Raw genomic sequence first — 24713 nt, 5'->3', positions numbered from 1 at the left:
CTCACTCTCGTTATTATTTATATGAACGTAATTGGTACGCATTCGATTTGTATGCGTCCAAATTCAAAAGAAACTCGTTTTAGATTTCCGCCAGCGACTCATCCATGATGCGCTTGATATCTGCAATCCATTCCAAATGCTCTGGCTTCATTAACGTTGAGCGCAGGCAGCTCACGGTTTCACTGTTATATTCAACACTGTCTCCCCAGCAGGCTTTTGCCAGATTCAGCGGCAACTCCAACAACGCCAGGTGCAAATGATTTTTTTCAGCAAGATCAAAGAGCGCTTGGGATTTCTGAGAAATTTCCTGAGTCGTTTTGGCATCAGGCGCCCAGATCAAAATATCCAGCTCAGGTTCAAAAGTGGTTTTGTATTTTGGGTCATCCTGCAACTGTTTGTGCAATTCCAAAGCCGCCTTGCGACCGTCCGCCAGGCCATTTGCGAATTCACCCCCTCGGTTTAGTGGCAACAGCTTTTGAGTTGCCCACAGGGCAACTGCTGAGGCACCAGCACGGGAACATTCCAGCGTAATTTCGCCCAGATGCATATCGTCCGAGCTAAAGTAAGTGTATGGCGAATCGTGCTTGTAAAAACGACCGACACTGGCATCGCTAAACAAAATACAACCGCAGCCATAGGGTTGCAGACCGTGCTTGTGCGGATCAATCACAATGGAATCCACCTGATCCAGCTTGCTATACGCTATCGCGGCATTGTCATCGAGATTATCAACCAAACCAAAGTAACCACCGTAAGCAGAATCCACGTGCACACGAAAGTCATAAAGTTTTTTCAATTCCAAAACTTTATGGAGCGGATCAACAGAACCCACACCCGTAGTTCCCAAGGTCACTACGACCGTGCCGACATCGCCTTTTTTCAACTCGTTTTCCAAAGCGGCCATATCCATACGCGCCTGATCATCAGCCGCCACCGCAGTGAAGGGCAATTGCAAAACTTCAGAGATACGGCCGTGGGTATAGTGAGCCATACTGGACGCCAGTATGCGCTTGCCCGGGTGCAGTCTTCCGGAAACCCACAGCGCTTCCATATTGGCCATGGTGCCGCCACCGGTTAAGTGACCCAGAAATTTATCCCAGCCAAACATCTCTGCGATTTCAGCTACGGCTTCTTTTTCCAACGCCGAGCTTGCACGACCACCATCCAACGCGTGGTTATTCGGGTTTACCCACATCGACAACATATACGCCAGGCGTGCAATCGGATGGGGTGGTTTCAACATTTGCCCGGCATAAAGAGGGTGAGGGTACGGATAGTTGTCTTGCATTCGTTCGGCAACCTGCAAGAGGATATCGCGCTCACGATCACCCAAAGCTTTTGCCTCAAAGGCTGGCATTCCTTGAAAGGATTGCTCCAGAACCTCCAGGGATTCTTCCAATAAACCAAGACTTTTGACTTCCAACACCATGGGATTACCTCACTATTTTGATGATTTCAGTCTACGAATATTGAATATTCAATGGACGACAAGGGACTATTCTTTTTCTGCCACTGGATGGGGTGCTAGGAATGGAGAATTGGGAATACAGAAACCGCGAGAGAAAGGCAGCCACTCGGAGATCAAGACATCGAAGGGGAAATTAGAGAAAGGTCAGACTCTAGCGAAAACTGGCCGGAGAGCGTCCCGTCCAACGCTTAAAGGCACGGCCAAAATTACTGGCACTTGAAAAACCCAGCTGCTGGGCAATATCGGCAATCGAAAGCGCGTCTTTCTGCAACAACTGCAAAGCCGCCTCCTTTCGAACAGACTGTAAAAGCGTTTCGTAGGAAGTGCCCTCTTCCAACAAACGCCTCTGCATGGAACGCAAACTCATGCCAATCTCTTCAGCCAGAATCTCTTCTGTGAAATTACGTTGCGGCAAAAACTCAACCAGCTTGTGATGCACCAAACTCACTACACCGGTTTTCTCGATTTGCGCAAGATGCTCGCGGCTGAGCTTCTCACTGCTCAGAGCCAGCTCCTTATTGGCCGTCATCAAAGGGCGCATCAAAGCCTCTTCTGACAACAACAAGGCGTTTTCATTGGCCTGAAATTCCACCGGCGCATTAAAAAAGCGACGATAGCGTTGGGCAGACTCTGTTTCTTCATGGCAGAGCGACACCCATTCAGGTGAAAAAGCCGGACCACTGCCCCAGCGACACAACGTAATCATCGCCGCCACAAAAGCTTCCGCACCAATTTGCGACTCACAGCCATCGGCATTGGACCAACCGAACTTGTAGCCACCTTCAACTTCTTCAAGGGTATTTACGCACTGGGAATCAATAATGCGACGCAGGCGAATAAAACGCTGTAGAGCTTCCAACAACGTCGCACTGGAACTCATGGCCACACTCAGGGAATCAAACATTACCGGATAAGCCACCTCAGCCGCCGTCAGGCCAAAGGCATCATCGCCACTGCGCTCCGCGGCCAGCTCCCACAAATGCTTGACCTTACTGGCCTGTATGCGCTGATCCGCTCCCCTCATGGATTCATCCACCCCGGCCTGATGAAACAACTCATCAGCGTCCAGACCACGATAGGCAATACAGCGATACAACAACTCCACCCAGTTGGATAACAGAGTGGCGTCGAGCGGCTGGCTATCGGCACTTGGCTGAATTGAGTTCATCATCGGCATTCTAAAACTTACACAACAGGGCTCGTTGTCGCCTCTCTTTACACATGGGCTATAACCTGACTTATACCCGATCCATTGAACAAGTTCTAGAACTGCTCAAAAATCGCACTTTATATTTAACATGTTAAGCAGATTAACTTCAAGTAGTAAAGTACCAGGCCACAGTGACGTTAGCCCTTACTCACTGATACATCCCACTGATTTAGGCATTTCTTAAATCCACCAAACAGGCCGCAAAGTTTACCTTTACGTTAACGTAAACTTTATTTATAGTGGCGAATATCTAAACAGTGGCGCAGCGGGTATATGGAACAGAAGAATAAGACCTACAGCATCTCGGAACTGGCCAAAGAGTTCGATATCACCACCCGAGCCATCCGCTTTTATGAAGATAAAGGCCTGCTGAATCCAGCCCGACGGGGACAAACCCGAATTTACGCGCCAGCTGATCGCACCAAACTGAAACTGATCTTGCGTGGCAAACGCCTTGGACTAACCTTGGATGAAAGCCGGGACATCATCGGCATGTACAACCCGGGCCAGAGCAATGAAGGCCAATTGCAGACCTTACTGGACAAGATACGCGAACGAAAAAGTTACCTGCAACAACAGCTGCACGACATCGAAGTCATGATGCTGGACTTACAAGAATCTGAGAACCGAGCGCTCGAAGCCCTCGAACAATTGAAAACCGATTAAATTTTCTGCCAATTGACGGAGCCCGAAAATGAACGTTTCCTACCCTACCCTGAACTTTGACCTCGGCCAGGACGTCGACATGCTGCGCGACGCCGTGTACCAATTTGTACAGGCAGAACTGGCCCCGCGTGCCCAGGAAATCGACGAGAAAAACGAATTCCCCATGGACATGTGGCGCAAGTTCGGCGACATGGGCCTACTGGGCATGACCGTCGAAGAAGAGTACGGCGGCACAAATATGGGCTACCTGGCTCACGTTATCGCCATGGAAGAAATCTCCCGTGCCAGCGCCTCGGTGGGTTTGTCTTACGGCGCGCACTCCAACCTTTGCGTAAACCAGATTCGTAAAAATGGCACCCATGAGCAGAAACTGAAGTACCTGCCGAAACTGTGTTCCGGTGAACACGTTGGCGCCCTGGCAATGTCCGAACCAAACGCCGGCTCCGACGTCGTGAGCATGAAACTGCGCACCGAAAAGAAAGGCGACAAATACGTATTGAACGGCAACAAAATGTGGATCACCAACGGCCCTGACGCCCACACCTACGTGATCTACGCCAAAACCGATATGGAAGCACACAGCCGTGGCATCACAGCCTTTATTGTAGAGCGTGATTTCCCAGGCTTCTCCCGCCACCAAAAGTTGGACAAACTGGGCATGCGCGGTTCCAACACCTGTGAATTGGTATTTGAGGATTGTGAAGTACCCGAAGAAAACATTTTGGGTCAGCTCAACAAGGGCGCCGCTGTGCTGATGAGCGGCCTCGACTACGAGCGCACCGTATTGTCCGGTGGACCGATCGGTATCATGCAGGCCTGTATGGACATTGTTGTGCCTTACATTCACGATCGCAAACAGTTCGGCCAGTCCATCGGTGAATTCCAATTGATGCAGGGTAAAGTTGCCGATATGTACGCCGACTTGAACGCCAGCCGCGCCTACTTGTACGCCGTTGCCAAAGCTTGCGACCGTGGTGAAGAATCCCGTAAAGATGCTGCTGCTGTCATCCTCTACACTGCTGAAAAAGCCACCCAAATGGCACTGCAAGCAATCCAAACGTTGGGCGGAAACGGCTACATCAATGAATTCCCAACAGGCCGCTTGCTGCGCGATGCCAAGCTGTACGAAATCGGTGCGGGCACTTCTGAAGTTCGCCGTATGCTGATCGGCCGCGAACTGTTTAACGAAACCAAGTAACAGCATTATATGTGGGTATGAATTCGTTCATTTTTTTGTACCACACATTAGGGATGCTACAGGCTGGGATCTTTAAAAACCCTCACTGCAGGGAAGCAGTGGGGGAGCTACAGGGATGTATTTACGCGTTTTTTAAAGATCCCAGCCTGTAGCATACCGAACCAGATTCATATACAGATCTAAAAACACAAAAGAAAAAGCGCTGAAATAAAGGAAAGCCAATGAGCTATCAATCCTCACTCGCCGCAAACAGCTTTCAAGAAAAAACCGTATTAGTGACCGGCGGTGGCTCCGGAATCGGACGCTGCATTGCACATGAACTTGCAGCCCTTGGCGCCAAAGTATTGCTGCTCGGTCGCAGCGAAGACAAACTGAAAAACGTTCAACAAGAAATTCAGGAAGATGGCGGCCAAGCGGATTGGGGCAGCGTCGACATCCGTGACGAAGCAGGCGTCAGCGAACTGATTCAACAATTCGTCAAAGAACACGGCCCCATTCACGGCCTCGTTAACAACGCCGGCGGCCAATTCCCCGCCGAACTAAAAGACATCAGCGCCAACGGCTTCCTGGCCGTCGTGCGCAACAACCTCGTCGGCGGATTTATCGTTGCCCGGGAAGTGTTCAAACACAGCATGCAAGAACACGGCGGCAGCGTCGTCAATATCACCGCCGACTACTTTGGCGGCATGCCACTGATGGGCCACAGCGGCGCAGCTCGCGCCGGCATGGAAAACCTCAGCCAAACCCAAGCCATCGAATGGGCCGCCAGTGGCGTACGCGTAAACAGCGTTGCCCCAGGGTACATTGCCTCATCCGGCATGGACAGCTACGAAGACCCGGACATGATTGCCCGAATTCCCAAATTCGGAAAATCCGTACCCAGTGGACGAATGGGCACCGAATCAGAAGTCAGTGCTGCCGTTTGCTTTTTGCTGAGCGACGGAGCCGCCTACATCAACGGCGCAACCATTCCCGTCGACGGCGGCAGCTCACTGTGTTTGAGTTCACCACTGTATGACTTACAAGTCGCCGAAAAGAACAACCCCGCTTTCGAGGGCTTTCACCGAGGTGAGACCCCAGAAATTTTGAAACAATAAACCAACAGGAACGCGAGAATTCGCTATGGCTAAAATTCAATCCAAGCTAAATGCACGCGCGGCTGATTTTCTAGAAAACGCCGAGCATATGCAGCAACAAGTTGATGACTTGCACAGCAAACTGGACACCATCAAACAAGGTGGTGGAGAGCGCTCTCAGCAACGTCATGTGAATCGAGGCAAACTGCTGCCCCGTGATCGCGTTAAAAACCTGCTCGACCCGGGCTCACCCTTTCTGGAACTGTCCCAACTGGCCGGCCACGAAGTGTATGAGGACAACGTACCCGCCGCAGGCATTATTACCGGCATCGGACGCGTCAGCGGCCAAGAGTGCATGATCATCGCCAACGACGCGACCGTAAAAGGCGGCAGCTATTATCCCCTGACCGTAAAAAAACATCTGCGCGCGCAAACTATCGCCGAGCAAAACCACCTGCCCTGTATTTCCCTGGTGGATTCCGGCGGTGCCAACCTGCCACGCCAGGACGACGTATTCCCTGATCGCGAACACTTTGGCCGCATCTTCTTTAATCAGGCCAATATGTCCTCGAAAAATATTCCGCAAATTGCAGCGGTTATGGGTTCCTGTACCGCAGGCGGTGCGTATGTACCTGCGATGGCCGATGAATCCATTATCGTAAAAGAACAAGGCACCATCTTCCTGGGCGGCCCGCCACTGGTAAAAGCGGCAACAGGTGAAATTGTCAGTGCCGAAGATCTGGGCGGCGCCGACGTGCATTGTCGCACTTCCGGTGTTGCGGATCATTACGCCCAAAACGATCATCACGCCTTGCAACTGGCTCGACAGGCCGTCGCACGACTGAATCGAAAAAAACCATTAAACATGGACATTCAGGATAGCGTAGAACCCGCCTACGACAGTAAGGAAATTTACGGCGTGATTCCAAAAGATTCGCGCAAACCTTACGATGTACGCGAAGTGATTGCGCGTATTGTTGACGGTTCTGAATTCGATGAGTTTAAAGCCCTCTACGGCACAACTCTGGTGTGTGGTTTTGCACGTATCTTTGGTTACCCGGTTGGCATTGTCGCCAACAACGGCATCCTGTTCGGTGAATCAGCACAAAAAGGCGCACACTTTGTTGAGCTTTGCGCCCAGCGTAAAATTCCGCTGGTCTTCCTGCAAAACATTACCGGCTTTATGGTCGGACAACAGTATGAAGCCGGCGGCATCGCCAAGCACGGCGCAAAAATGGTGACCGCCGTTGCCTGTGCGCAAGTGCCTAAATTTACCGTATTGATTGGTGGTTCCTTCGGCGCGGGTAACTACGGCATGTGTGGTCGAGCCTATGATCCACGCTTCTTGTTTATGTGGCCCAATGCCCGTATTTCCGTTATGGGTGGCGAGCAGGCCGCTGGTGTATTAGCGACTGTAAAACGCGATCAGTATGAAGCCAAAGGCGAAAACTGGAGCAACGAAGAAGAAGCCGAATTTAAACAACCCATCATCGACAGCTACGAGCATCAGGGCCATCCGTATTACGCTTCTGCACGCTTGTGGGATGACGGTGTGATTGATCCTGCAGATACGCGTATGGTTCTGGGTCTCAGCATTTCCGCCAGCTTGAATCGTGAAATTGACGATAGCAAGTTCGGCATCTTCCGCATGTAAGGGGTAATCATGAGCAACAACGTTGAAAAAACCCTGAAGATCAGTACCGATGAGCGCGGTGTTCGCACCATCAGTCTCGGTCGCCCGGATATTCACAATGCCTTTGACGACAGTGTCATCGCCGAACTGAGTGACGCTTTTGCCGACGCCGATCAAGACACTCGCGTGCGAATCGTCGTGCTTGCCGCCGAAGGGAAAAGCTTTTCAGCTGGCGCCAATCTCGGCTGGATGAAACGCATGGCCAGCTACAGCTATGAAGAAAATTTGAGTGATGCCAATGCGCTCGCCGAAATGCTGCGCCGCCTGAACTTTATGAGCAAACCGACGATTGCCCGTGTACAGGGCGCTGCCTTTGGCGGCGCTGTTGGCCTGGTTGCTTGCTGCGACATGGCCGTCGCCAGCGAACGCGCCAGTTTTTGTTTGAGTGAAGTGAAAATTGGTTTGATTCCAGCAACCATCAGCCCCTACGTTATCGCCGCCATGGGACAACGCGCTTCGCGCCGTTATTTTTTAACGGCCGAACGTTTTAAAGCCCAGGAAGCCAAATCCTTGGGACTGGTCAGTGATGTTGTTGCCGAAGAGCAACTGGATGAATCCCTGGAAGCTTTGGTCAGCGCCTTACTGGGCAATAGCCCACAAGCCGTTGCCCAGGCGAAAAAGCTCGTCGCCGATGTGGCCGAGCGAGAAATTACAAGTGAATTGATTGCCGATACCAGTGAACGTATTGCTGCCATTCGTGTATCAGAAGAAGGCCAGGAAGGATTAACGGCCTTCCTGGAAAAACGCCAAGCCAATTGGATCCAATAAGCGGGAAGATGATTATGTTTAACAAAATTTTAATTGCTAACCGCGGTGAGATTGCCTGCCGGGTCATTAAAACAGCACAGCAAATGGGCGTGCGCACCGTTGCCGTCTATTCTGATGCCGATGCACACTCCCTGCATGTGGCCATGGCCGATGAAGCGATTCATATCGGCGCAGCGCCATCACGGGAATCCTATTTGCTGGGTGATAAAGTCATTGAAGCCGCGCTGAAAACCGGTGCTCAGGCGATTCACCCCGGCTATGGTTTCCTGTCAGAAAACGCCGACTTCTGTCGCAAATGCGCCGACAATAATATTGTATTTATTGGGCCGCCAATTGGCGCCATTGAAGCCATGGGTTCAAAATCGGCCGCGAAGCAGATTATGGAAAAGGCCGGCGTACCTCTGGTGCCGGGCTACCACGGTGAAGATCAGAGCCGAGACATCATCAAAAAAGCCGCCGATGATATGGGCTATCCCGTATTGCTGAAAGCCGCCGCAGGCGGTGGTGGTAAAGGCATGCGCCAGGTATGGAGCGAAGACGAATTTGATGAAGGCCTGGAAGCCGCCAAGCGTGAGTCTATGAACGCCTTTGGTGACGACCACATGTTGGTGGAAAAATACCTAACTCAACCACGTCATGTTGAAATTCAAGTGTTTTGCGACACCTTCGGCAAAGGTGTGTATCTGTTCGAGCGTGACTGTTCCGTTCAACGTCGCCACCAGAAAGTGATTGAAGAAGCCCCGGCTCCAGGCATGACCGAAGAACTGCGCCAGAAAATGGGCGAAGCGGCATTAAAAGCTGCACAGGCGATCAGCTATGAAGGCGCCGGTACCGTAGAATTCCTGTTGGATACCGACGGCTCTTTCTACTTCATGGAAATGAACACTCGCCTTCAGGTAGAGCATCCGGTCACCGAATACATCACCGGACAAGATTTGGTTGAATGGCAACTGCGTGTCGCCTCTGGTGAGCCACTGCCCTTAAGTCAGGATCAACTCAGCATCAATGGCCACGCGTTCGAAGCGCGGGTTTATGCCGAAGATCCAGACAATGAATTTCTGCCCGCTACCGGTGTGCTGGAATTTTTGCAGGCTCCGGAAGAAAGTGAAAATGTGCGCGTAGATACCGGTGTTCGTCAGGGCGACGAAGTCAGCGTGTATTACGACCCGATGATTGCCAAGCTGATTGTCTGGGACGAAAACCGGGACAAAGCTCTGGCTCGCATGAGCAAGGCACTGAAGGAATATCGCATCAGTGGCTTAACCACCAATCTGGATTTTTTGTATAACCTTGCCAATGCTCCAGCGTTCAAGGAAGCGGACCTGGATACTGGTTTCATCGAAAAGCATCACGGTGATATTTTCCACGACGATGAAAATGCCCTGACTAACGAGCTGCCACTGGCCGCACTGTTTGTTCTATTGCAACAGGCAGAAGAAGCCGATGCCCGAGCCACAGCTTGTGGCGATCGCACTTCACCCTGGCACAGCAGCAGCAACTGGCGCTTGAACGAGCCTCACATTCAAACCGTTAATCTGCTACACCATGAGCAGGAATGTGCCGTGGATGTAGAGGTGCAACAGCGTCATGGTCAGACCACCTATCTTATCGATATGGGAGGCGATGTGATCAGTGCTCAAGGTCGCCTGGAAGGCAATCACCTGCGTGCCGATTTGAATGGTCACCGCCTGAGCGCCACCGTTGCAGCCCACGATGGTGGTTTCAGTCTTTACACCAGCAAAGGTGCGGTCAGTTTTAAAGTGGCCAAGCCCGATACCGGTGAAGATCTGGATACTGCCGGCGAAGGTGGCTTAACGGCACCAATGAACGGTACCATGGTTACTCACTTAGTGGCCGTAGGCGACAACGTGAAGAAAGATGATGCCCTGCTGGTTATGGAAGCCATGAAGATGGAACACACTATTCGTGCACCTGCCGATGGCGTCGTAAACAGCTTCTTCTTTCAACCTGGTGAGTTGGTAGATGGCGGTGCTCTTCTGCTGGATTTCGCCGCCGAAGAATAATTCACCGCTGCCCGACCTTATCGCGAAGAAACCACAGCGCGTTAAGGTCGGCTAAACAATCGTGATGTGAGATGTAAATTATGAGCATGCCCAAAAAAGTGCGCATTGTGGAAGTTGGTCCAAGGGATGGCTTGCAAAATGAAGCCACCCCCATCAGCGCTGACACCAAAATTGAATTGATTCATAAATTATCCGAAGCAGGTCATTGTTATATTGAATCTGGCAGCTTTGTAAACCCGAAATGGGTACCGCAAATGGCTGGCAGCGAAGCGGTATTTGAAGGCATTCAGAAAAAAACCGGTGTTGAATACGCCGCACTGACGCCCAATATGAAAGGCTATGAGCGCGCACTGGCTTCAGGCGCTGACGAAGTTGCCATCTTTGCTGCCGCCAGTGAAGCTTTCAGCCAGAAAAATACCAACTGCAGTATTGCTGAAAGCATGGAGCGCTTTGCGCCGATCATAGAAGCCGCGAAAAGAGACGGCTTAAAAGTACGCGGTTATGTCAGTTGCGTGGTCGGTTGCCCTTACGAAGGCGACATCGATCCGGAAAAAGTGGCAGAGATTGCAGAGAAACTGATTGAAGCCGGCTGTTATGAAGTTTCGCTGGGCGACACCATTGGTGTCGGTACACCCGCCAGCGTGAAAACCATGCTGAACGCTGTACTGAAGAAAATCCCGGCTGAAAAATTGGCAGTGCACCTGCACGATACCTATGGTCAGGCTTTGGCCAACATCTATGCCTCGCTGGAACTGGGCATTGCTGTTGTCGACAGCTCAGTAGCCGGACTTGGTGGCTGCCCTTACGCTAAAGGTGCAAGTGGAAATGTTGCTTCGGAAGACGTGGTGTACATGCTGAATGGCCTGGGCATCGACACTGGTGTCAATCTCGACAAACTCATTCAGGCCGGAGATTTTATCTGTAAAGCCATTGATCGTGATAATGGCTCCAAAACCGCCAAAGCACTTTTAGCCAAATGTGAAGGCTAGCGCCATATGGCGTATGACATATTTCATACGCCTTTTTCGTTTATATCTGATCTCTTTCCTGTCGTTTGGCCGCTATTTCCCATCTCTTTTTTACTGTTATTCCCCCCCTGGGGAGCGATACGGCGCGCTCTTAGGCCCTGAATCGTTTTAGCATATTAATCAGTCACTTAGCTGGTGGTTTTTTAACCTACACTGCCTACCCTGATCTCTCAATTAACCCCACTTGGGCAACATTTCGCGTCATTCACGAATTCGGGAAACGATGTCTATTGCGCTTAAGCTAAACTTCATACTTTGTTGTCATAATGTAAACATATTGTTCTAGATAGATTGCCCTATGAAACGTGCCTTTCAGTCCTTTTTGATTGTTCTTCTTTGTCTCATCCTGCTGATCGCGGGAATCCTGGCCTCGGTGGAGCTGTGGCTGCCTGCTGCCGTGCGTAAGTTCAGCCCTGACTATATGTCTGGCGCCCAATTGGACATCACCGAGCTGGCGATCAAATGGCGCAAAGCCGACCTCAACCTGAGGGGTGTTCAACTCAAAAAAGACGGAAAAACCCAGGCAAGCATTGCCGGGCTTGCTGTGGACCTGCGCAGCCAGGGTTTGCTGAGCGGGCTTCTGGATCAAACACTGATTGTGGATGGGATTCGTATCGACAATGCCAAATTGACCGTGGAGGAAAATCAGGGGCAATGGGGATTGCGGGGCTTGTCTCTGGCGAACGCAAATAACACCGAACAGAAGGATTCACCCTCGACAGATTCAGAAGCAAAAACCGAGTCGAAACCCTGGCAAGTCATTATCAACGATGCCCGGCTTGAAGACATCGCGGTGTCCGTTCGCTCTGAGCAACTGGATAGCGACATCACGATCAAATCACTGACGCTGGATCATTTCGACAGCCTGGGGGATACACTGAAAAGCGAGATCACACTTGCCTTGAATATCGATAAAACCGCCGCAGCGATTAACCCTAAGCACAAAATTGTCCTGGCAGGCGGTAGTAACATCGATCTTAAACTCGCTGCCACAGGCCCTTTAACAACTCCGGACCTGAAAGGCCAGCTTCAACTGGAAAACATTGCCGCCTCTCTCCTGCAAACCGAAGATAACAGCGAGCAGGCTTTATTGTCTTTAGGAAAAATTAAACTGGACAACTTTAACAGCGCCTTTCTCAATAAGGCCAATAGTCAGGCACAAGGCTTGTTCATTGAAGATCTCGCTCTGCTTCCAGAACACGATCAAGGTCAGAAACTGCAAACGCTCAGTATCGCCAATATAGAGCACCATCCCGATGGGGATAATGCGTCGCTTAGTCTTCAGGGCATTCACATCAACGGCCTGCACAGCCAACTGACATTTTTAAAGGATTACAAGTTGGGTGTACAAGAGGAGCTGAACCGCTTGTTGGCATCCATTGTTCCTGCAGAAAACGCTCCAACACCCACACAAAATGAGAGCAACAAAGGCACAGTAAAAGCCGAGGAAAAAAATGGTGGGAGCAATGATGAAAATAAAAATGCACTGACCATCACACTGGAAGATATTCAATTGCTAAACAGTGGCATTCACATTCGTGACGATAATTACCAACCGGCGGTTGCCATACCCATTGCCATTGAGCGCTTTGCAGTTGACCAGTTTAACAGCGGCGACAAGGACAGTTTGAGCCGTTGGGTATTGTCTGCGAACGTTGACAAACAAGGCTTGGTGAACAGTGAAGGCGCAATTAAACCCCTCGCCGAGAATATGGCACTGCAAGCCAAGCTTAAGCTGGAACACATCAAACTGGTAACTTTTTCACCCTATATAGAAAAACAAACTGGCTATTTTATTCACACCGGGCAACTGTCTCTGGACAGTCAGGGCCAACTGGACGGCAAGGAGCTGCAGAGTAAAAATCAGATCGATTTGCGCAGCATTGAACTGGAAAGAGTCTCGGCTGATAAAGCCGATCAGGTGGATCAGAGCATCAGCATGCCCCTGGATTCCGCACTCGGTTTATTGCGCGACGATAATGGCGATGTGCGTTTGGAACTGCCCGTCGATGGCAATATCGACAGCCCGGAATTTGGCAGCGGCGACATTCTCAAACAAGTCAGCAGTCGCGCTTTACGCGAGGCCAGCGTGGCCTATTTAAAATACGCCTTCCAACCTTATGGAACACTTATCAGTGTAGGCAGTTGGCTGAGCGATCAGGCTCAGAAAATTCGTCTGGACTCACTGGCTTTTGATAATGGCCAGACAGAATTAAGTGAACAGCAAAAAGAATATTTGCAAAAACTCGGTGAGCTATTGCAGAAGAAAGAACAACTGCGCGTACGCGCCTGCCCGGTGATCAGTGCCAGTGAAGAACGCTGGATCGAGGCACAAAAAACGCTTCAAGCCCAAGCCCAAGCCCAAAATAGCGAAGCTGGAAATTCCGAACAAGCCCCAAGCCCAGACCTTGCCGATATCAAAGACGCCAATCAACTGGCCGAAGCGCGCACGGAATCGCTCAGACGTTTTATGAAGGCCCGGTTTGATATTGGCCCGGAGCGGTTACTGACCTGTAAAACCCAAACCGATGAAAAAAGTACGGAAAGTTATATTCATCTGGAAATCTAAGGCTTACTGATCGACATCAATTCTGGTAACAGGCAATTGCTTTACCCTCATAGTCAACATTTGAGTTGAATATGAGGCCGGGCTCTTGAGCCACAGCACATTAGTGATTTTGCACTTACTGGGTGCCGCCGTATGGACCGGCGGCCATATTGTTTTGTGTCTAGCCGTTTTGCCCAAAGTCTTAAAAGAGCGTTCCCCGGAAAGACTGTTGGATTTTGAATCTTCCTACGAAAAGATCGGTATGCCCGCCCTTCTGACCCAAGTTGTTACCGGGTTCATGCTCGCCTATCACTGGCTTCCTGATCCCTCACTCTGGTTCCAAAGTGGCAACCCGATAGCCCAAGGTATCCAATACAAACTGGCATTTCTTGGTCTGACCATGGCTTTGGCGCTGGATGCCCGCTTTCGGGTGATTCCCAAACTCTCACAACACAACCTCTGGGATATGGCCTGGCACATCATCGCGGTTACGGTCTTGTCTGTGGGCTTCCTGATCGCTGGAGCCGCCTTTCGGCTGGGCCTCTGGTTGTAGAACTTCCGCTTTCGCTTGCCAACCCTTCGCTCCGCTCTCGCATCGCCTGGTTAGCCTTGCTCAAGGATTCCTTGACTTCAAGGTGTGAACCATGATTCACTTCATGTGAATTATTACAAGATAAAGCAACAAATGGTATATCGAGTAACAGAGAAAACCCTCGCTCGAAAGGCGGACAATAAAGCCAAAATACTCGCTGCTGCGCGCAAGATCGTCGCCGAAAGCGGCTTTAGTGGGCTGACCATTGCAGCCACGGCAAAACAGGCCGGATTGGCCACAGGCTCTATGTATCGCTATTTCCCCAACAAGGTCGAACTGTGCACCGCACTGTTTCGTCAGCTCAGCGGTCGAGAAGTGGATGAAATGCACAGCATTGCCCAAATGGAGCTGAACCCTGCCGTGGCTATGGCGCGGTGCTGTTTTAACTTCACCCAGCGAGCGTTCCGAGCCCCGACTCAGTCCTATGCCTTAATCGCTGAACCCCTGGACCCGGCTCTGGAAGCTGAACGCCTGATCTACCGTCGAGCCTACGCCGAGGTGTATCAACAGATTATTGAACAAGGTATCGGCTCCGCAGACTTCAGCAGCCAAGACAGCCACATTGCCAGCCTTGCGGTGGTCGGCATGTTGGCCGAACCTTTATTGGAACCCCTGCATCGATTTTACAGCGGTAACGAAGCGCCTTATGACAGTCGCCAACTGGCGCTCGATATCAGTCGCCTGTGTCTGAATGCTTTAGGCGCACACGAGTTGGCAACACAACAAGATTTAGATGTTCTTATTCACGAACAGCATTAATGGAGGCAACTATGAACCAGTACCCAATGGCTGAGAGCATTAAAGCCAATACCCATGACGTTGAAAATATGCCGGTGGTTTTAGAAAACTATAATGTTTTCAATAACGATCCAGGCCTGAAAGAAGGTGTGATTCGCGAAGGCGGTGACTGGGCCCTTGAGCGCCTGCAAACCTTCGGCGAGATCTGTGGCAGTAAAGAAGCGATTCTCGCCGGCACCCAGGCCAATCAAAATAAACCGGTACTGCAAACCCATGATCGCTATGGTCGACGCGTAGACGAAGTGGAATTCCACCCCGCCTATCACCAGCTGATGTCGTCTTCTCTGGCCAATGGAATTGGCGGTCTGCCCTGGGCAGAACCCAAAGCCGGTGCCCATGTTGCTCGCGCGGCGAGCTTCTATATGCAGAGCCAGGTAGAAGCCGGGCATCTTTGTCCCGTTTGCATGACCTACGCCAGTGTTCCGACACTCAAAAAACAGGCGAATATTGCGGAACATTGGCTACCCAAAGTCATGTCGTCGGACTATGACCCGCGTAATGTTTCCTATCAGGATAAGCAAAGCCTGACCATCGGCATGGCGATGACCGAAAAACAAGGTGGCTCCGATGTTCGTCGTAACTCGACTCGTGCCTACCCTATTGGTCAGCGCGGTCCGGGCATGGAATACGAACTGGTTGGTCACAAGTTTTTTGTGTCAGCACCGATGTGTGATGCCTTTTTAGTGCTGGCCCAGGCAGAGGGTGGTATTTCCTGTTTTCTGGTACCTCGCTGGCGTCCGGACGGCAGTAAAAACCCTCTCCAAGTGATTCGCCTCAAGGACAAAATGGGTAATGTCTCAAACGCTTCCAGTGAAACTGAACTGCGCGGTGCCTTTGGTTGGCTGATCGGAGAAGAAGGCCGTGGCATTGCCAATATTTTGGAAATGGTAGCCTGCACTCGCTTTGATTGCGTCAGCGGCAGTGCCGGACAAATGCGCGCTCATATGTATCAGATTGTGCATCACACCAGTCAGCGTGAGGCCTTTGGTAATCGCCTGGATAAACAACCCCTGATGCAAAACGTTCTGGCCGATCTCGCGCTGGAATCAGAAGCCGCAACCGCGATGGCGATGCGCCTGGGTCGCGGAATGGACGAATCCGGCATGAACGAAGAAGCCGATTTATTCACTCGTATCTCAACGGCTGTTTGTAAATACTGGATTTGCAAACGCACACCTGGCCACGCCTATGAAGCCATGGAAACCATTGGCGGCTCGGCCGTGATGGAAAACAGCATAATGCCTCGCTTCTATCGTGAAGCTCCGATTAATTCAATCTGGGAAGGCAGCGGCAACGTTCAATGCCTCGACGTATTGCGAGCCATGAGCCGCGAGCCCGGTTCACTGGAAGCCTTTATGGGCGAGTTGGAAAAATCCCGTGGTAACGATAAACGCTTCGATACCCATTTAAATAAACTGGCCAAAGAATTCGGTAATCTTGACGACATCGAATACCGTGCTCGCCACGTTGTTGAACAAATGGCTCTGGGCCTGCAAGGCAGTTTGTTAATTCAAACCGGCAACAGTAACATCGCTGACGCTTTCTGTGCAGGACGCCTGGAAGGCAATTCAGGAAACACCTACGGTATGCTACCCAAAGGTATTGATGTAGAAAGTCTGATTGATCGCTGTCGAATTGCCAGCTGATTACTCAGAAAGAAAAAGGGCGCCGAGGCGCCCTTTTTATCATCTCAATACTTATGAAGAGCCAATATGTTGATTTAAAAAACCAATCAACTCTTTATAGAGTTTGACTCGATCTTTGTTATCCCAAACACCATGACCTGACCGACCAAAAACAATCCATTTAGGTTTGTTGCCAGCTCTCTCCAAGGCAGACTTCATTGCTTCGCCTTGCTCGATTGGAGCTCGTCGATCTTCTTCCCCATGAATCAGTAAAACATTGGCTTTGATTTTTTCAGCATTATTCACTGGAGACTGCGCAGCCATTGCGGCTTTGTCGCTGCCCAAAACCTTTTTCAAGAACCCTGGACCAATACGCATTTCAGGAATATCCCCTGACTCAAACATCATATTCAAATCATAGACGCCAACATAACCCACAGCACATTGATATAAATCGGGAGCTTTCACAGCCGCCATTAATGAAGAAAAGCCTCCGTAACTTGCGCCGTAAATGCAAACCTTGTCAGCATCAGCGTAACCTTCCTTTACCATGGCATTGGTTGCATCAATAACATCTTCAACCATTGATTTGCCCCAATTCCGATAGCCTGCGGTTTCAAATTTTGAACCTCGGCCACCACTGCCACGAAAATCGATTTGCAAAACGTTAAAACCGCTATAGGCCAACAGCTGAGCTTCACTATCGTATTCCCAGTACTCGCGGACGCCATGGGGGCCACCATGAGGCAATACCACCAGAGGAGCCTTTATTTCGTTACTGTTTGCGACAGTAAGATAACCATTAAGCATTAAGCCATCGCGCGCTTCCACTTCAACAGTTTTTACAGGTCGCATGGTATTCGGATCAATCCAAGACCTGGCCGCCATCAGAAAATCGGCTTTCTTGGTTTGGGTATCAAAGAGGTAGTATTCCCCAGGATTCACATCGCTATCGACAAAAGCGACGATGTAGCGGCCATCGAATGAGTGATCAGCAAAACTGACACGCTGTCCTTTAAACGCCCTCGCCAACATTTTGTGGAAACTGGCATAAGGTTTTTCTAAATACTGATACTTGGGGAGGTCTGGTTCATGAATAGCCGCTATAGGAGAATTGCTTACCGGATCGACCATCCAATCACTTACATCGCCCCACTCGGTTTCAAAAAGCTGAACGATTTCCCCAGCATCCGGACTCCAGCTGTACAACGTCCTAAACCCATTTTGGGCATCACGGGCTCGAACAAAGACCTCTTTGCCATCTTCACTGACCCCCACTACTCTGGGATCCGCATAGGCCGATGGCAAGCTTGCCTGCCTCCAGTCCTCACCCTTCTTCTGGCGATAAAACACTTCCAGCTGGGTATTCTTTCTCTCATTGGTATAAACATTCAATTCCCCAAGACGAGACGCTACTGGATCGGCTCCCGGCGTCGGCAGGGTTTCTACTTTATATCTCTTGCCCGAATAGACATTCAACTTCGATATAGAAGGCGCAATATTGCGCAGATCGTGCAGGTAGTTGCCGATACGACTGAGAGGGTGTTCTACAATCAAGATGTTTTTTGGGTCATCCATCAGCGGGCTGATAAATTCAACAGCTGCTTTGATCTCCTGCTTCTGATTTAAACGCGTACCGGTCTTCCCTTTATCAACTCCGTGTCCATAAATGAGTTTTCTGCGGGTGTTATCCTTATTAATCGCCCACATGCCAAAGCTGACAGGCACATCCAAACTGCTGACTTTTTTGGCAAACTGGTACACAACCCGCTCATTGTTCGCCCAGTAGTAGTTATAAACAATGTCCCCATTGCTCGCCTTAATAGCCCCGGAAGGCTTACCTGTTGCTATATCAACAAACATCAACAACATATCATCACCCTGACGCACGCGAGCCGCCAGGCTGGAACCATCTGGAGAAATTTTCACATCCAGATAGTCACCCTTTTTGACGAAGTGGGCAATTTCACTGTCTGTGACAGTCTTGGCGATAAGGCTGTTTGAACCCAAAGTGCATAATGCGAAAATGAGTAGTGATACGAGAATACGCAATGCGTAAGAAGGCATGAAGATCTCCCTATTTAAAAACACCTATCCTGATTAGGATGCTAAGACTAGCAATAGAACGAGTGTTTGAAAACAGGGAGCCCCGAATCTCCGAAGGAACACCGTACTTAAGTACGACTATCGACAACAAATTGCGACAAAATACCGTTTCTCAAAAACTAGGCTCGGGCAACAAACCCAGGCTTAGTTTTTGGGGCCGTTTAAGAGCCCAATTTCTGTGCCTCAGCAAAACTGACTTTCTTCACGGTTTTACGCTTACCGGAATAGACATCCAGACGGCTTACCGTTACCGGACGCTCTTTCGCGATTTGATAGTTGTTCATGCCTTCTCGCTTCAGTGGATATTCGGCCACCAGAATCATTTTCTTTTCAGAAGGTAAAGTATCAACAATTCTGAGTTGAGCTTTGATTTCCTTGCGTTTGTTGATACGAGTATCGCGCTTGAAACGCTCCAGACCATGACCGAAAATTTGCTTGCGATTACTGCCGTCTTTATCCATGGCGTACACCATAACCAAACCATTAACCGCATCTGCTTTGTCAGACTGCAGCTTAATCTGATAGACAACGCGATTGTTGTCTACCCAACGATACCAATCGATAATCGCGTCTCTTGGCTTGGCAAACTCGGTAATTGCCTTTTTGGCTTTTGCGTCGACAATCAAAATACGACCTGCATTATTATCAGCCGTCATTCGAGCAATGAAATGAGATTGATCCGGTGACTGTTGAATATCCGCCAGCCCATTATTGGCCGAAGCCTGTGACAATGGTAGCAGTAACGCGGCAGCGAGTGTGAACAATAAACGTTTCATGGGGCCCTTCCTCCAAGTGCTGTCAGCACAATCATTATTAGGTATCTTTGTCTTAGACGATGCTTGGAAAAATAATGACACAGAGAATTAGGAAAAAAACCGAAAATCGTTCTGAATCCGTCGAAATGAAATCTGACTGCGGTGAATTACCAAAAGGATAAAATGCCTGATTCAAGTAAAAGCTGTAGATAGAAAGCCAAAAACGGGGCCTAAGCCCCGTTTTTCAAAGCTTTGATCACACTATGTTCGCTGGCGTACCGCTTCAAACAAACAAACGCCAGTGGCCACGGAAACGTTCAGGCTGCTCACTTCACCAGCCATAGGAATATTGATAAGAGAGTCGCAGCATTCTCGGGTCAAGCGACGCATCCCCTTGCCTTCAGCACCCATAACGAGCGCCATTGGGCCTTTCAAATCACTCTGGTAGACTCCGGCATCAGCCTCACCGGCAGTGCCGATGATCCAAACACCTTTTTCCTGCAATGCCTTTAGAGTACGAGCCAGATTGGTCACACTGATATACGGAAGAACTTCAGCAGCACCACAAGCGACTTTCCGTGCGGTATCGTTCAAACTGGCCGAGTTGTCTTTTGGCGCAATCACCGCCTGTACACCCGCCGCCTCAGCGGTACGCAAACAAGCACCCAGGTTATGGGGATCGGTCACGCCATCCAACACCAGCAAAAATGCTGGCACATCCAGATCATCAATAAGCTCGTACAGGTATTTCTCATCGTGCAGTTTGCCAGGGCTGGCAAAAGCAATGACCCCCTGATGATTACCATCAACCTTTTCATCCAATTGCTTACGCCCAACGGAGGTGACGGGCACAGACATTTTTTGTGCCGCTGCCAGCACTTTTTGCAGGCGTTGATCATTGCGGTTCTTCAACACCCAGAGTTCCTTGACTCGCTGGGGGCTGGACTTCAATAGAGCCTGCACAGCATGCAGGCCAAAAATCGTTTCTAACTTGGCCATTCAACTACTCAACAATCGATTACTTGCGCTTCTTCGCGCCCGTTGTTTTCTTTACTTTCTTTTGGTGTTTTTTGGAAGCACCAGCGGTTTTAGCTTTGCGAACTTTATTCCCTTTGCTGGGTTTCTTTTTCCCGGTCGAACTGCTTTTCTCTTGCGTGGATTTGGTTTTCCCCGCCGCCTTTGACGCTGACTTTCTTGTTGATTTCCGGCCCTTTTTATCCGACTCCGAATCGTCATCGACCATCGAACGCAGTTTTTTCATGTTCGACCGGGCATCAATCTTTGGGGCGGATTTTCCGGTTTTGCGCTTTTTTTTGGAACTCTGCAAGCGTTCAACCAATTCCAGATCAACCTTGCGCTCATCCAGATCCACCCGCACCACTTGCACTCTCAATTCATCGCCCAGGCGGAAAACCTGGCGACTCTTCTCACCTATCAATCGATGCTGTGAGGCCTCATAGTGATAGTAGTCATGGGGCAGTGCGCTGATGTGAACCAGGCCTTCAACATAAATATCTTTCAGCTCAACAAAGATACCAAAGCCGGTAACTGCATTAATAATACCTTCAAAGGTTTCACCCACCCGGTCTTGCAGATATTCGCATTTTAACCAGCTCACAACATCACGACTGGCTTCATCAGCCCGACGTTCAAAGCTGGAGCAGGTTTCGCCCATGCTCAACATGGAGGCCATATCGTAAGGATAAATCGCGGCTTTGGATAACGGTTTTGCACCCTTAACCTTTTGAACCGGCGGCTTGTTGAACAATGCCAGTAGTTGCTGACCAAGCCCCCCACGACCGCGAATGACCGAGCGAATTGCTCGATGCACCAACAAATCAGGGTAACGACGGATGGGTGAGGTGAAGTGGGTATAAGCCTTATAACAAAGCCCAAAATGGCCTTGATTGTCAGGGCTGTAGACCGCCTGTTTCATGCTGCGCAGCATCACGGTTTGGATCAACCCTGCATCCGGGCGATCGGCAATACTCTGCAGTAAACGCTGATAATCTTCCGGCTTCGGCTGACTGCGGCCACCCAGGCTTAGGCCCATCTCGGCCAGGAAATCCCGTAAATTTTCCAGCTTTTCATCACCGGGGCCTTCGTGCACACGATACAGAGCAGGCAGTTCCAGTTTTTCCAAAAAGCGTGCCGCACACACGTTGGCACAGAGCATGCATTCTTCAATTAACTTGTGCGCGTCGTTACGCTCCACCGGAACAATCTGTTCAATTTTTCGATCTTCATCAAACAGGATTCGTGTTTCGGTGGTTTCAAAATCAATCGCGCCACGCTCATTTCGATTTTGCCTGAGCACTTTATACAGATCGTGCAGCGCATCAATGTAGGGCAGTATATTCGCTCGGGCCTTGCGTGGGCCGCTCTGCTTGTTGCCCCGTTCTGCCAGAATTTTTCCGACCTCGGTATAAGTCAGTCGGGCGTGGGAATGAATCAAGCCTTCATAAAACTGATAGCCGCTGACACGCCCGTTTGCACTGATGGTCATTTCACACACCATCGCCAGGCGATCAACATTCGGGTTCAGGGAACACAGACCATTGGAAATCGCCTCGGGTAACATAGGCACAACATGATCAGGGAAATAAACCGAGGTGCCGCGCACCTGAGCTTCCCGATCCAGAGCCGATCCCAAGGTCACATAATGGGACACGTCCGCAATGGCCACGTACAAATGCCAGCCCTTGGTTTTTTTATTGGGGACACACAAAACCGCATCGTCAAAATCGCGAGCGTCTTCGCCATCGATGGTGACAAAGGGCTGATCCCGTAAATCAACACGATGTTGCTTATCGCCTTCGGCGACCTCACTGTCCAGAGCGGCCGCTTCCGCACTCACATCACTGGGCCAGAGATGGGGAATGCCGTGGGATCGAATTGCAACGTCAATTTCCATACCCGGTGCCATATGGTCGCCCAGAACTTCGAGCACACGTCCGGCAGGATGTTGGCGACGATCTGGTTGCTGGGTGATTTCCACGACCACATATTGTCCCGGCTCCGCATTTGCGGTTTCACCCGCAGGAATCATCACATCGTGAATTAACCGGGCATTGTCCGGGCGCACAAAATTGACACCACTTTCAGAATAAAAGCGGCCAACCACTTGATGAGTATTGCGAGCAATGACTTCCACGATATGGCCCTCGCGCTTACCTCGATAGCCTTTGCCGCTGTCGCGCACCAGAACCTCATCACCATCGAAGACCTTTCGCATCTGGCGACCAGCAAGATAGAGATCATCACCCCCATTGGCCGGGATCACAAAACCAAAGCCGTCTTTGTGACCGTGCACACGGCCTTTAATCAAATCCAGATGATCGACCGGTCCGTATGCCCAGCGACGATTTCGCATCAGTTGGCCATCACGCTCCATAGCGATCAACCGCCGGCGCAGAGCCTCAATGGATTCTTCGTCGTGCAACTCCAGCAGTTGGCACAATTCCGGGTGGGTTAAAGGTCCTGGCGCGGCGTCCAGCTGCTTTAATATGAATTCCCGACTCGGGATAGGTTTGGCGTAGTTTTGGGCTTCGCGCTCGGCATGGGGATCATGCGGATGTTTGTTTTTTGGCAAAATTGAGTCCCTGTAGGGCTCATACAGAGGGATGAGCCTATCGATTGAATAGGCCTATTATAGGGGATTAGCCTTTAGCTGACACGATTTATCAACTGGCCAATATTCGGATTTGATCCAGCATTTTGAATGCCCACCAGGGTCTGAGTCAGCTCAAAGCTCTTGCGATTGAGTTCCGCCTGGCTGACACGCTGCTCATCCAGGTTCAGCTTCTCTTTTTTGAGCTCATCCGCTTCCCGCTCACGAGCAGCCTTTTCCGCCCTGATGTCAGCTTCCTCTTCTTTGGCCTTACGTTCAGCTTCAGCTAATTGAGTGATCTCTCTCAGAGCCTGCTGCTCCAATTGCGCTGCACGAGCCGCCACTCGACGATCCTGATCGGAAGGCTCGGCCGGCGCAAGAGCGGCCCGCTGCACCTTGCGTGCATTCTCCAGAGTGGCTCTGGGGTCGCCTGCCACCTCCTGAATGGTAATAGGCACTTCTCCGCCGACCGCATAGTTCTTGCCATCGGGGCCTTTCTGGTATTCATAACTGGGCGCCCCCGCCAACTCACCACCAACCGCAGCATGGGCTTGCTCATGATCCCGAACCTCACGATCACGGGCAGCCAGCTTCTGAATCAGCTGCATTTCGTCACGACTCAAAGGCTCACCATCAAGCCCCTTTTGGCCCTGGGGGTTATCCTGCTTCTCCTGTTCTTCCCCGTCGCGCTCAACGTCGACATTGTCGCTTTTTTCATCATTACGACTGCGACGAAGGCTTTTCTCGGATTTATTGGCTTCTTCAACGGGGCGGATAGTGCTTTGTTGGTCATCCGGGCTGGCTTCACCCACAGGCCGGCTGACCTGATTTTCAAAAGGACTCACGGTATTGGCTAATGAAGGCTGCTGAGGATTAAAGCTAATCATCGTAAATTCCTATTCCGGCGCTCCGAATACCCCCTTAATCACTATGCACTGATGTCCAACAGAGCACCCACCGTTCGATTGCTGACCTCGATCACCTTGGCCGACGCATCAAACAACTGCTGGGATTCTTTGAGCTGAACAATCGGCTCCGCCAGAGGCTCTAAAACCCCCTTGGCTTCTTCAGCCGGGTTAAACCTTGCCGGATTCGCAATCGACTCAGCAGCTTCAACCGCACTGGCCTGGCTGCGCTGCAAACCCTGCTGAGCGATGCTGAAACTGTTACCGCTGCTTATATTCATAAAATGCCCTATATAAATCCGCCAAAGCCCAACACAAAACTGAGACTTATGGCTGTATGCCTTTAATAGTAAGCAACAATTGCTGAAAAAACGGCCAAACTTGATACCGCCCAGCGGAAGTTTGCGACGAAATGCACCTTCTGGCTCAAATAAGACAGGACTAGAAGCGTTTAGATATAAACCAGTATTTTTTACTACTAAAATGATTGACAGCCGCCCGCGAAATCAATACTATGCGCGACCTCGAACAGCGATGCTGTACGATATGCCCAGGTGGTGAAATTGGTAGACACGCTAGCTTCAGGTGCTAGTGGCCGCAAGGCCGTGGAGGTTCAAGTCCTCTCCTGGGCACCATAATTTGA

At 50.5% G+C, this 24713-nt stretch carries 19 protein-coding genes and 1 tRNA gene; 12 read left to right on the top strand and 8 right to left on the bottom strand.

Annotation, left to right across the window (positions count from 1 at the left end):
* Positions 1 to 79: 79 nt before the first annotated feature.
* Together G8768_RS06690 and G8768_RS06685 are read right to left on the bottom strand one after the other, a co-directional pair.
* A complete protein-coding gene (locus G8768_RS06690) occupies positions 80 to 1429 on the bottom strand; it encodes a pyridoxal phosphate-dependent decarboxylase family protein (protein WP_166849555.1) in 1350 nt (449 codons plus the stop codon).
* Between the two features lie 190 nt (positions 1430 to 1619).
* On the bottom strand, positions 1620 to 2639 hold the full coding sequence (locus G8768_RS06685; RefSeq protein ID WP_166849558.1) for an AraC family transcriptional regulator: 1020 nt from the start codon (positions 2637 to 2639) through the stop codon (positions 1620 to 1622).
* A 312-nt stretch (positions 2640 to 2951) separates the two neighbouring features.
* Between G8768_RS06685 and G8768_RS06680 the strand changes: the two genes are divergently transcribed.
* The 11 genes from G8768_RS06680 to G8768_RS06630 all read left to right on the top strand — a co-directional run bounded on the left by G8768_RS06680 (position 2952) and on the right by G8768_RS06630 (position 16715).
* A complete protein-coding gene (locus tag G8768_RS06680) occupies positions 2952 to 3344 on the top strand; it encodes a MerR family transcriptional regulator (protein ID WP_166849560.1) in 393 nt (130 codons plus the stop codon).
* A 28-nt stretch (positions 3345 to 3372) separates the two neighbouring features.
* Positions 3373 to 4542, top strand: coding sequence for an isovaleryl-CoA dehydrogenase (locus G8768_RS06675; RefSeq protein ID WP_166849562.1), 1170 nt, complete (start codon positions 3373 to 3375; stop codon positions 4540 to 4542).
* Positions 4543 to 4763: 221 nt separating this feature from the next.
* Positions 4764 to 5639, top strand: a complete 876-nt coding sequence (locus G8768_RS06670; RefSeq protein WP_166849564.1) for an SDR family oxidoreductase — start codon at positions 4764 to 4766, stop codon at positions 5637 to 5639.
* Positions 5640 to 5664: 25 nt separating this feature from the next.
* Positions 5665 to 7272 carry a carboxyl transferase domain-containing protein gene (locus G8768_RS06665; RefSeq protein ID WP_166849566.1) on the top strand — a complete coding sequence of 536 codons (1608 nt, stop codon included), beginning with the start codon at positions 5665 to 5667 and terminating at the stop codon, positions 7270 to 7272.
* A gap of 9 nt (positions 7273 to 7281) precedes the next feature.
* Entirely contained in the window at positions 7282 to 8079 is a 798-nt protein-coding gene (locus G8768_RS06660) for an enoyl-CoA hydratase/isomerase family protein (protein ID WP_166849568.1), read from the top strand.
* Positions 8080 to 8093: 14 nt separating this feature from the next.
* Complete coding sequence (locus G8768_RS06655; protein WP_166849570.1) at positions 8094 to 10103, top strand: acetyl/propionyl/methylcrotonyl-CoA carboxylase subunit alpha; 2010 nt, start codon at positions 8094 to 8096, stop codon at positions 10101 to 10103.
* Between the two features lie 80 nt (positions 10104 to 10183).
* Complete coding sequence (locus G8768_RS06650; protein ID WP_166849572.1) at positions 10184 to 11092, top strand: hydroxymethylglutaryl-CoA lyase; 909 nt, start codon at positions 10184 to 10186, stop codon at positions 11090 to 11092.
* Between the two features lie 337 nt (positions 11093 to 11429).
* Positions 11430 to 13700: a DUF748 domain-containing protein gene (locus G8768_RS06645; RefSeq protein WP_166849574.1), complete on the top strand. Its 2271-nt coding sequence runs from the start codon at positions 11430 to 11432 to the stop codon at positions 13698 to 13700.
* An 85-nt stretch (positions 13701 to 13785) separates the two neighbouring features.
* On the top strand, positions 13786 to 14232 hold the full coding sequence (locus tag G8768_RS06640; protein WP_166849577.1) for a CopD family protein: 447 nt from the start codon (positions 13786 to 13788) through the stop codon (positions 14230 to 14232).
* A 132-nt stretch (positions 14233 to 14364) separates the two neighbouring features.
* Entirely contained in the window at positions 14365 to 15030 is a 666-nt protein-coding gene (locus G8768_RS06635) for a TetR/AcrR family transcriptional regulator (protein WP_166849580.1), read from the top strand.
* A gap of 11 nt (positions 15031 to 15041) precedes the next feature.
* Positions 15042 to 16715 (top strand): acyl-CoA dehydrogenase family protein, encoded by a 1674-nt coding sequence (locus tag G8768_RS06630; RefSeq protein ID WP_243749367.1) that lies wholly within the window; start codon positions 15042 to 15044, stop codon positions 16713 to 16715.
* A gap of 51 nt (positions 16716 to 16766) precedes the next feature.
* Here G8768_RS06630 and G8768_RS06625 read toward each other — a convergent pair whose 3' ends face one another.
* From G8768_RS06625 to G8768_RS06600, 6 genes are all read right to left on the bottom strand, one after another.
* Entirely contained in the window at positions 16767 to 18761 is a 1995-nt protein-coding gene (locus G8768_RS06625; RefSeq protein WP_166849587.1) for an alpha/beta hydrolase family protein, read from the bottom strand.
* Between the two features lie 200 nt (positions 18762 to 18961).
* Entirely contained in the window at positions 18962 to 19576 is a 615-nt protein-coding gene (locus G8768_RS06620) for a hypothetical protein (RefSeq protein WP_166849591.1), read from the bottom strand.
* A 240-nt stretch (positions 19577 to 19816) separates the two neighbouring features.
* Positions 19817 to 20554 carry a 23S rRNA (guanosine(2251)-2'-O)-methyltransferase RlmB gene (gene rlmB, locus G8768_RS06615; RefSeq protein WP_166849594.1) on the bottom strand — a complete coding sequence of 246 codons (738 nt, stop codon included), beginning with the start codon at positions 20552 to 20554 and terminating at the stop codon, positions 19817 to 19819.
* 19 nt (positions 20555 to 20573) lie between these two features.
* Positions 20574 to 23150 carry a ribonuclease R gene (gene rnr, locus G8768_RS06610; RefSeq protein WP_166853323.1) on the bottom strand — a complete coding sequence of 859 codons (2577 nt, stop codon included), beginning with the start codon at positions 23148 to 23150 and terminating at the stop codon, positions 20574 to 20576.
* A gap of 71 nt (positions 23151 to 23221) precedes the next feature.
* The gene (locus G8768_RS06605; RefSeq protein WP_166849597.1) at positions 23222 to 24052 is read right to left on the bottom strand and encodes a putative metalloprotease CJM1_0395 family protein; all 831 of its coding nucleotides are present in this window, start codon (positions 24050 to 24052) and stop codon (positions 23222 to 23224) included.
* Between the two features lie 41 nt (positions 24053 to 24093).
* Entirely contained in the window at positions 24094 to 24351 is a 258-nt protein-coding gene (locus G8768_RS06600) for a hypothetical protein (protein WP_166849600.1), read from the bottom strand.
* 267 nt (positions 24352 to 24618) lie between these two features.
* Between G8768_RS06600 and G8768_RS06595 the strand changes: the two genes are divergently transcribed.
* Positions 24619 to 24705: transfer RNA gene (locus G8768_RS06595), tRNA-Leu, on the top strand.
* The last annotated feature ends 8 nt before the right edge of the window (positions 24706 to 24713 follow it).

The sequence above is a fragment of the Pseudoteredinibacter isoporae genome, from assembly GCF_011602085.1.
GTDB lineage: Bacteria > Pseudomonadota > Gammaproteobacteria > Pseudomonadales > Cellvibrionaceae > Pseudoteredinibacter > Pseudoteredinibacter isoporae.
This window is presented reverse-complemented; position numbering and strand designations above follow the sequence as displayed.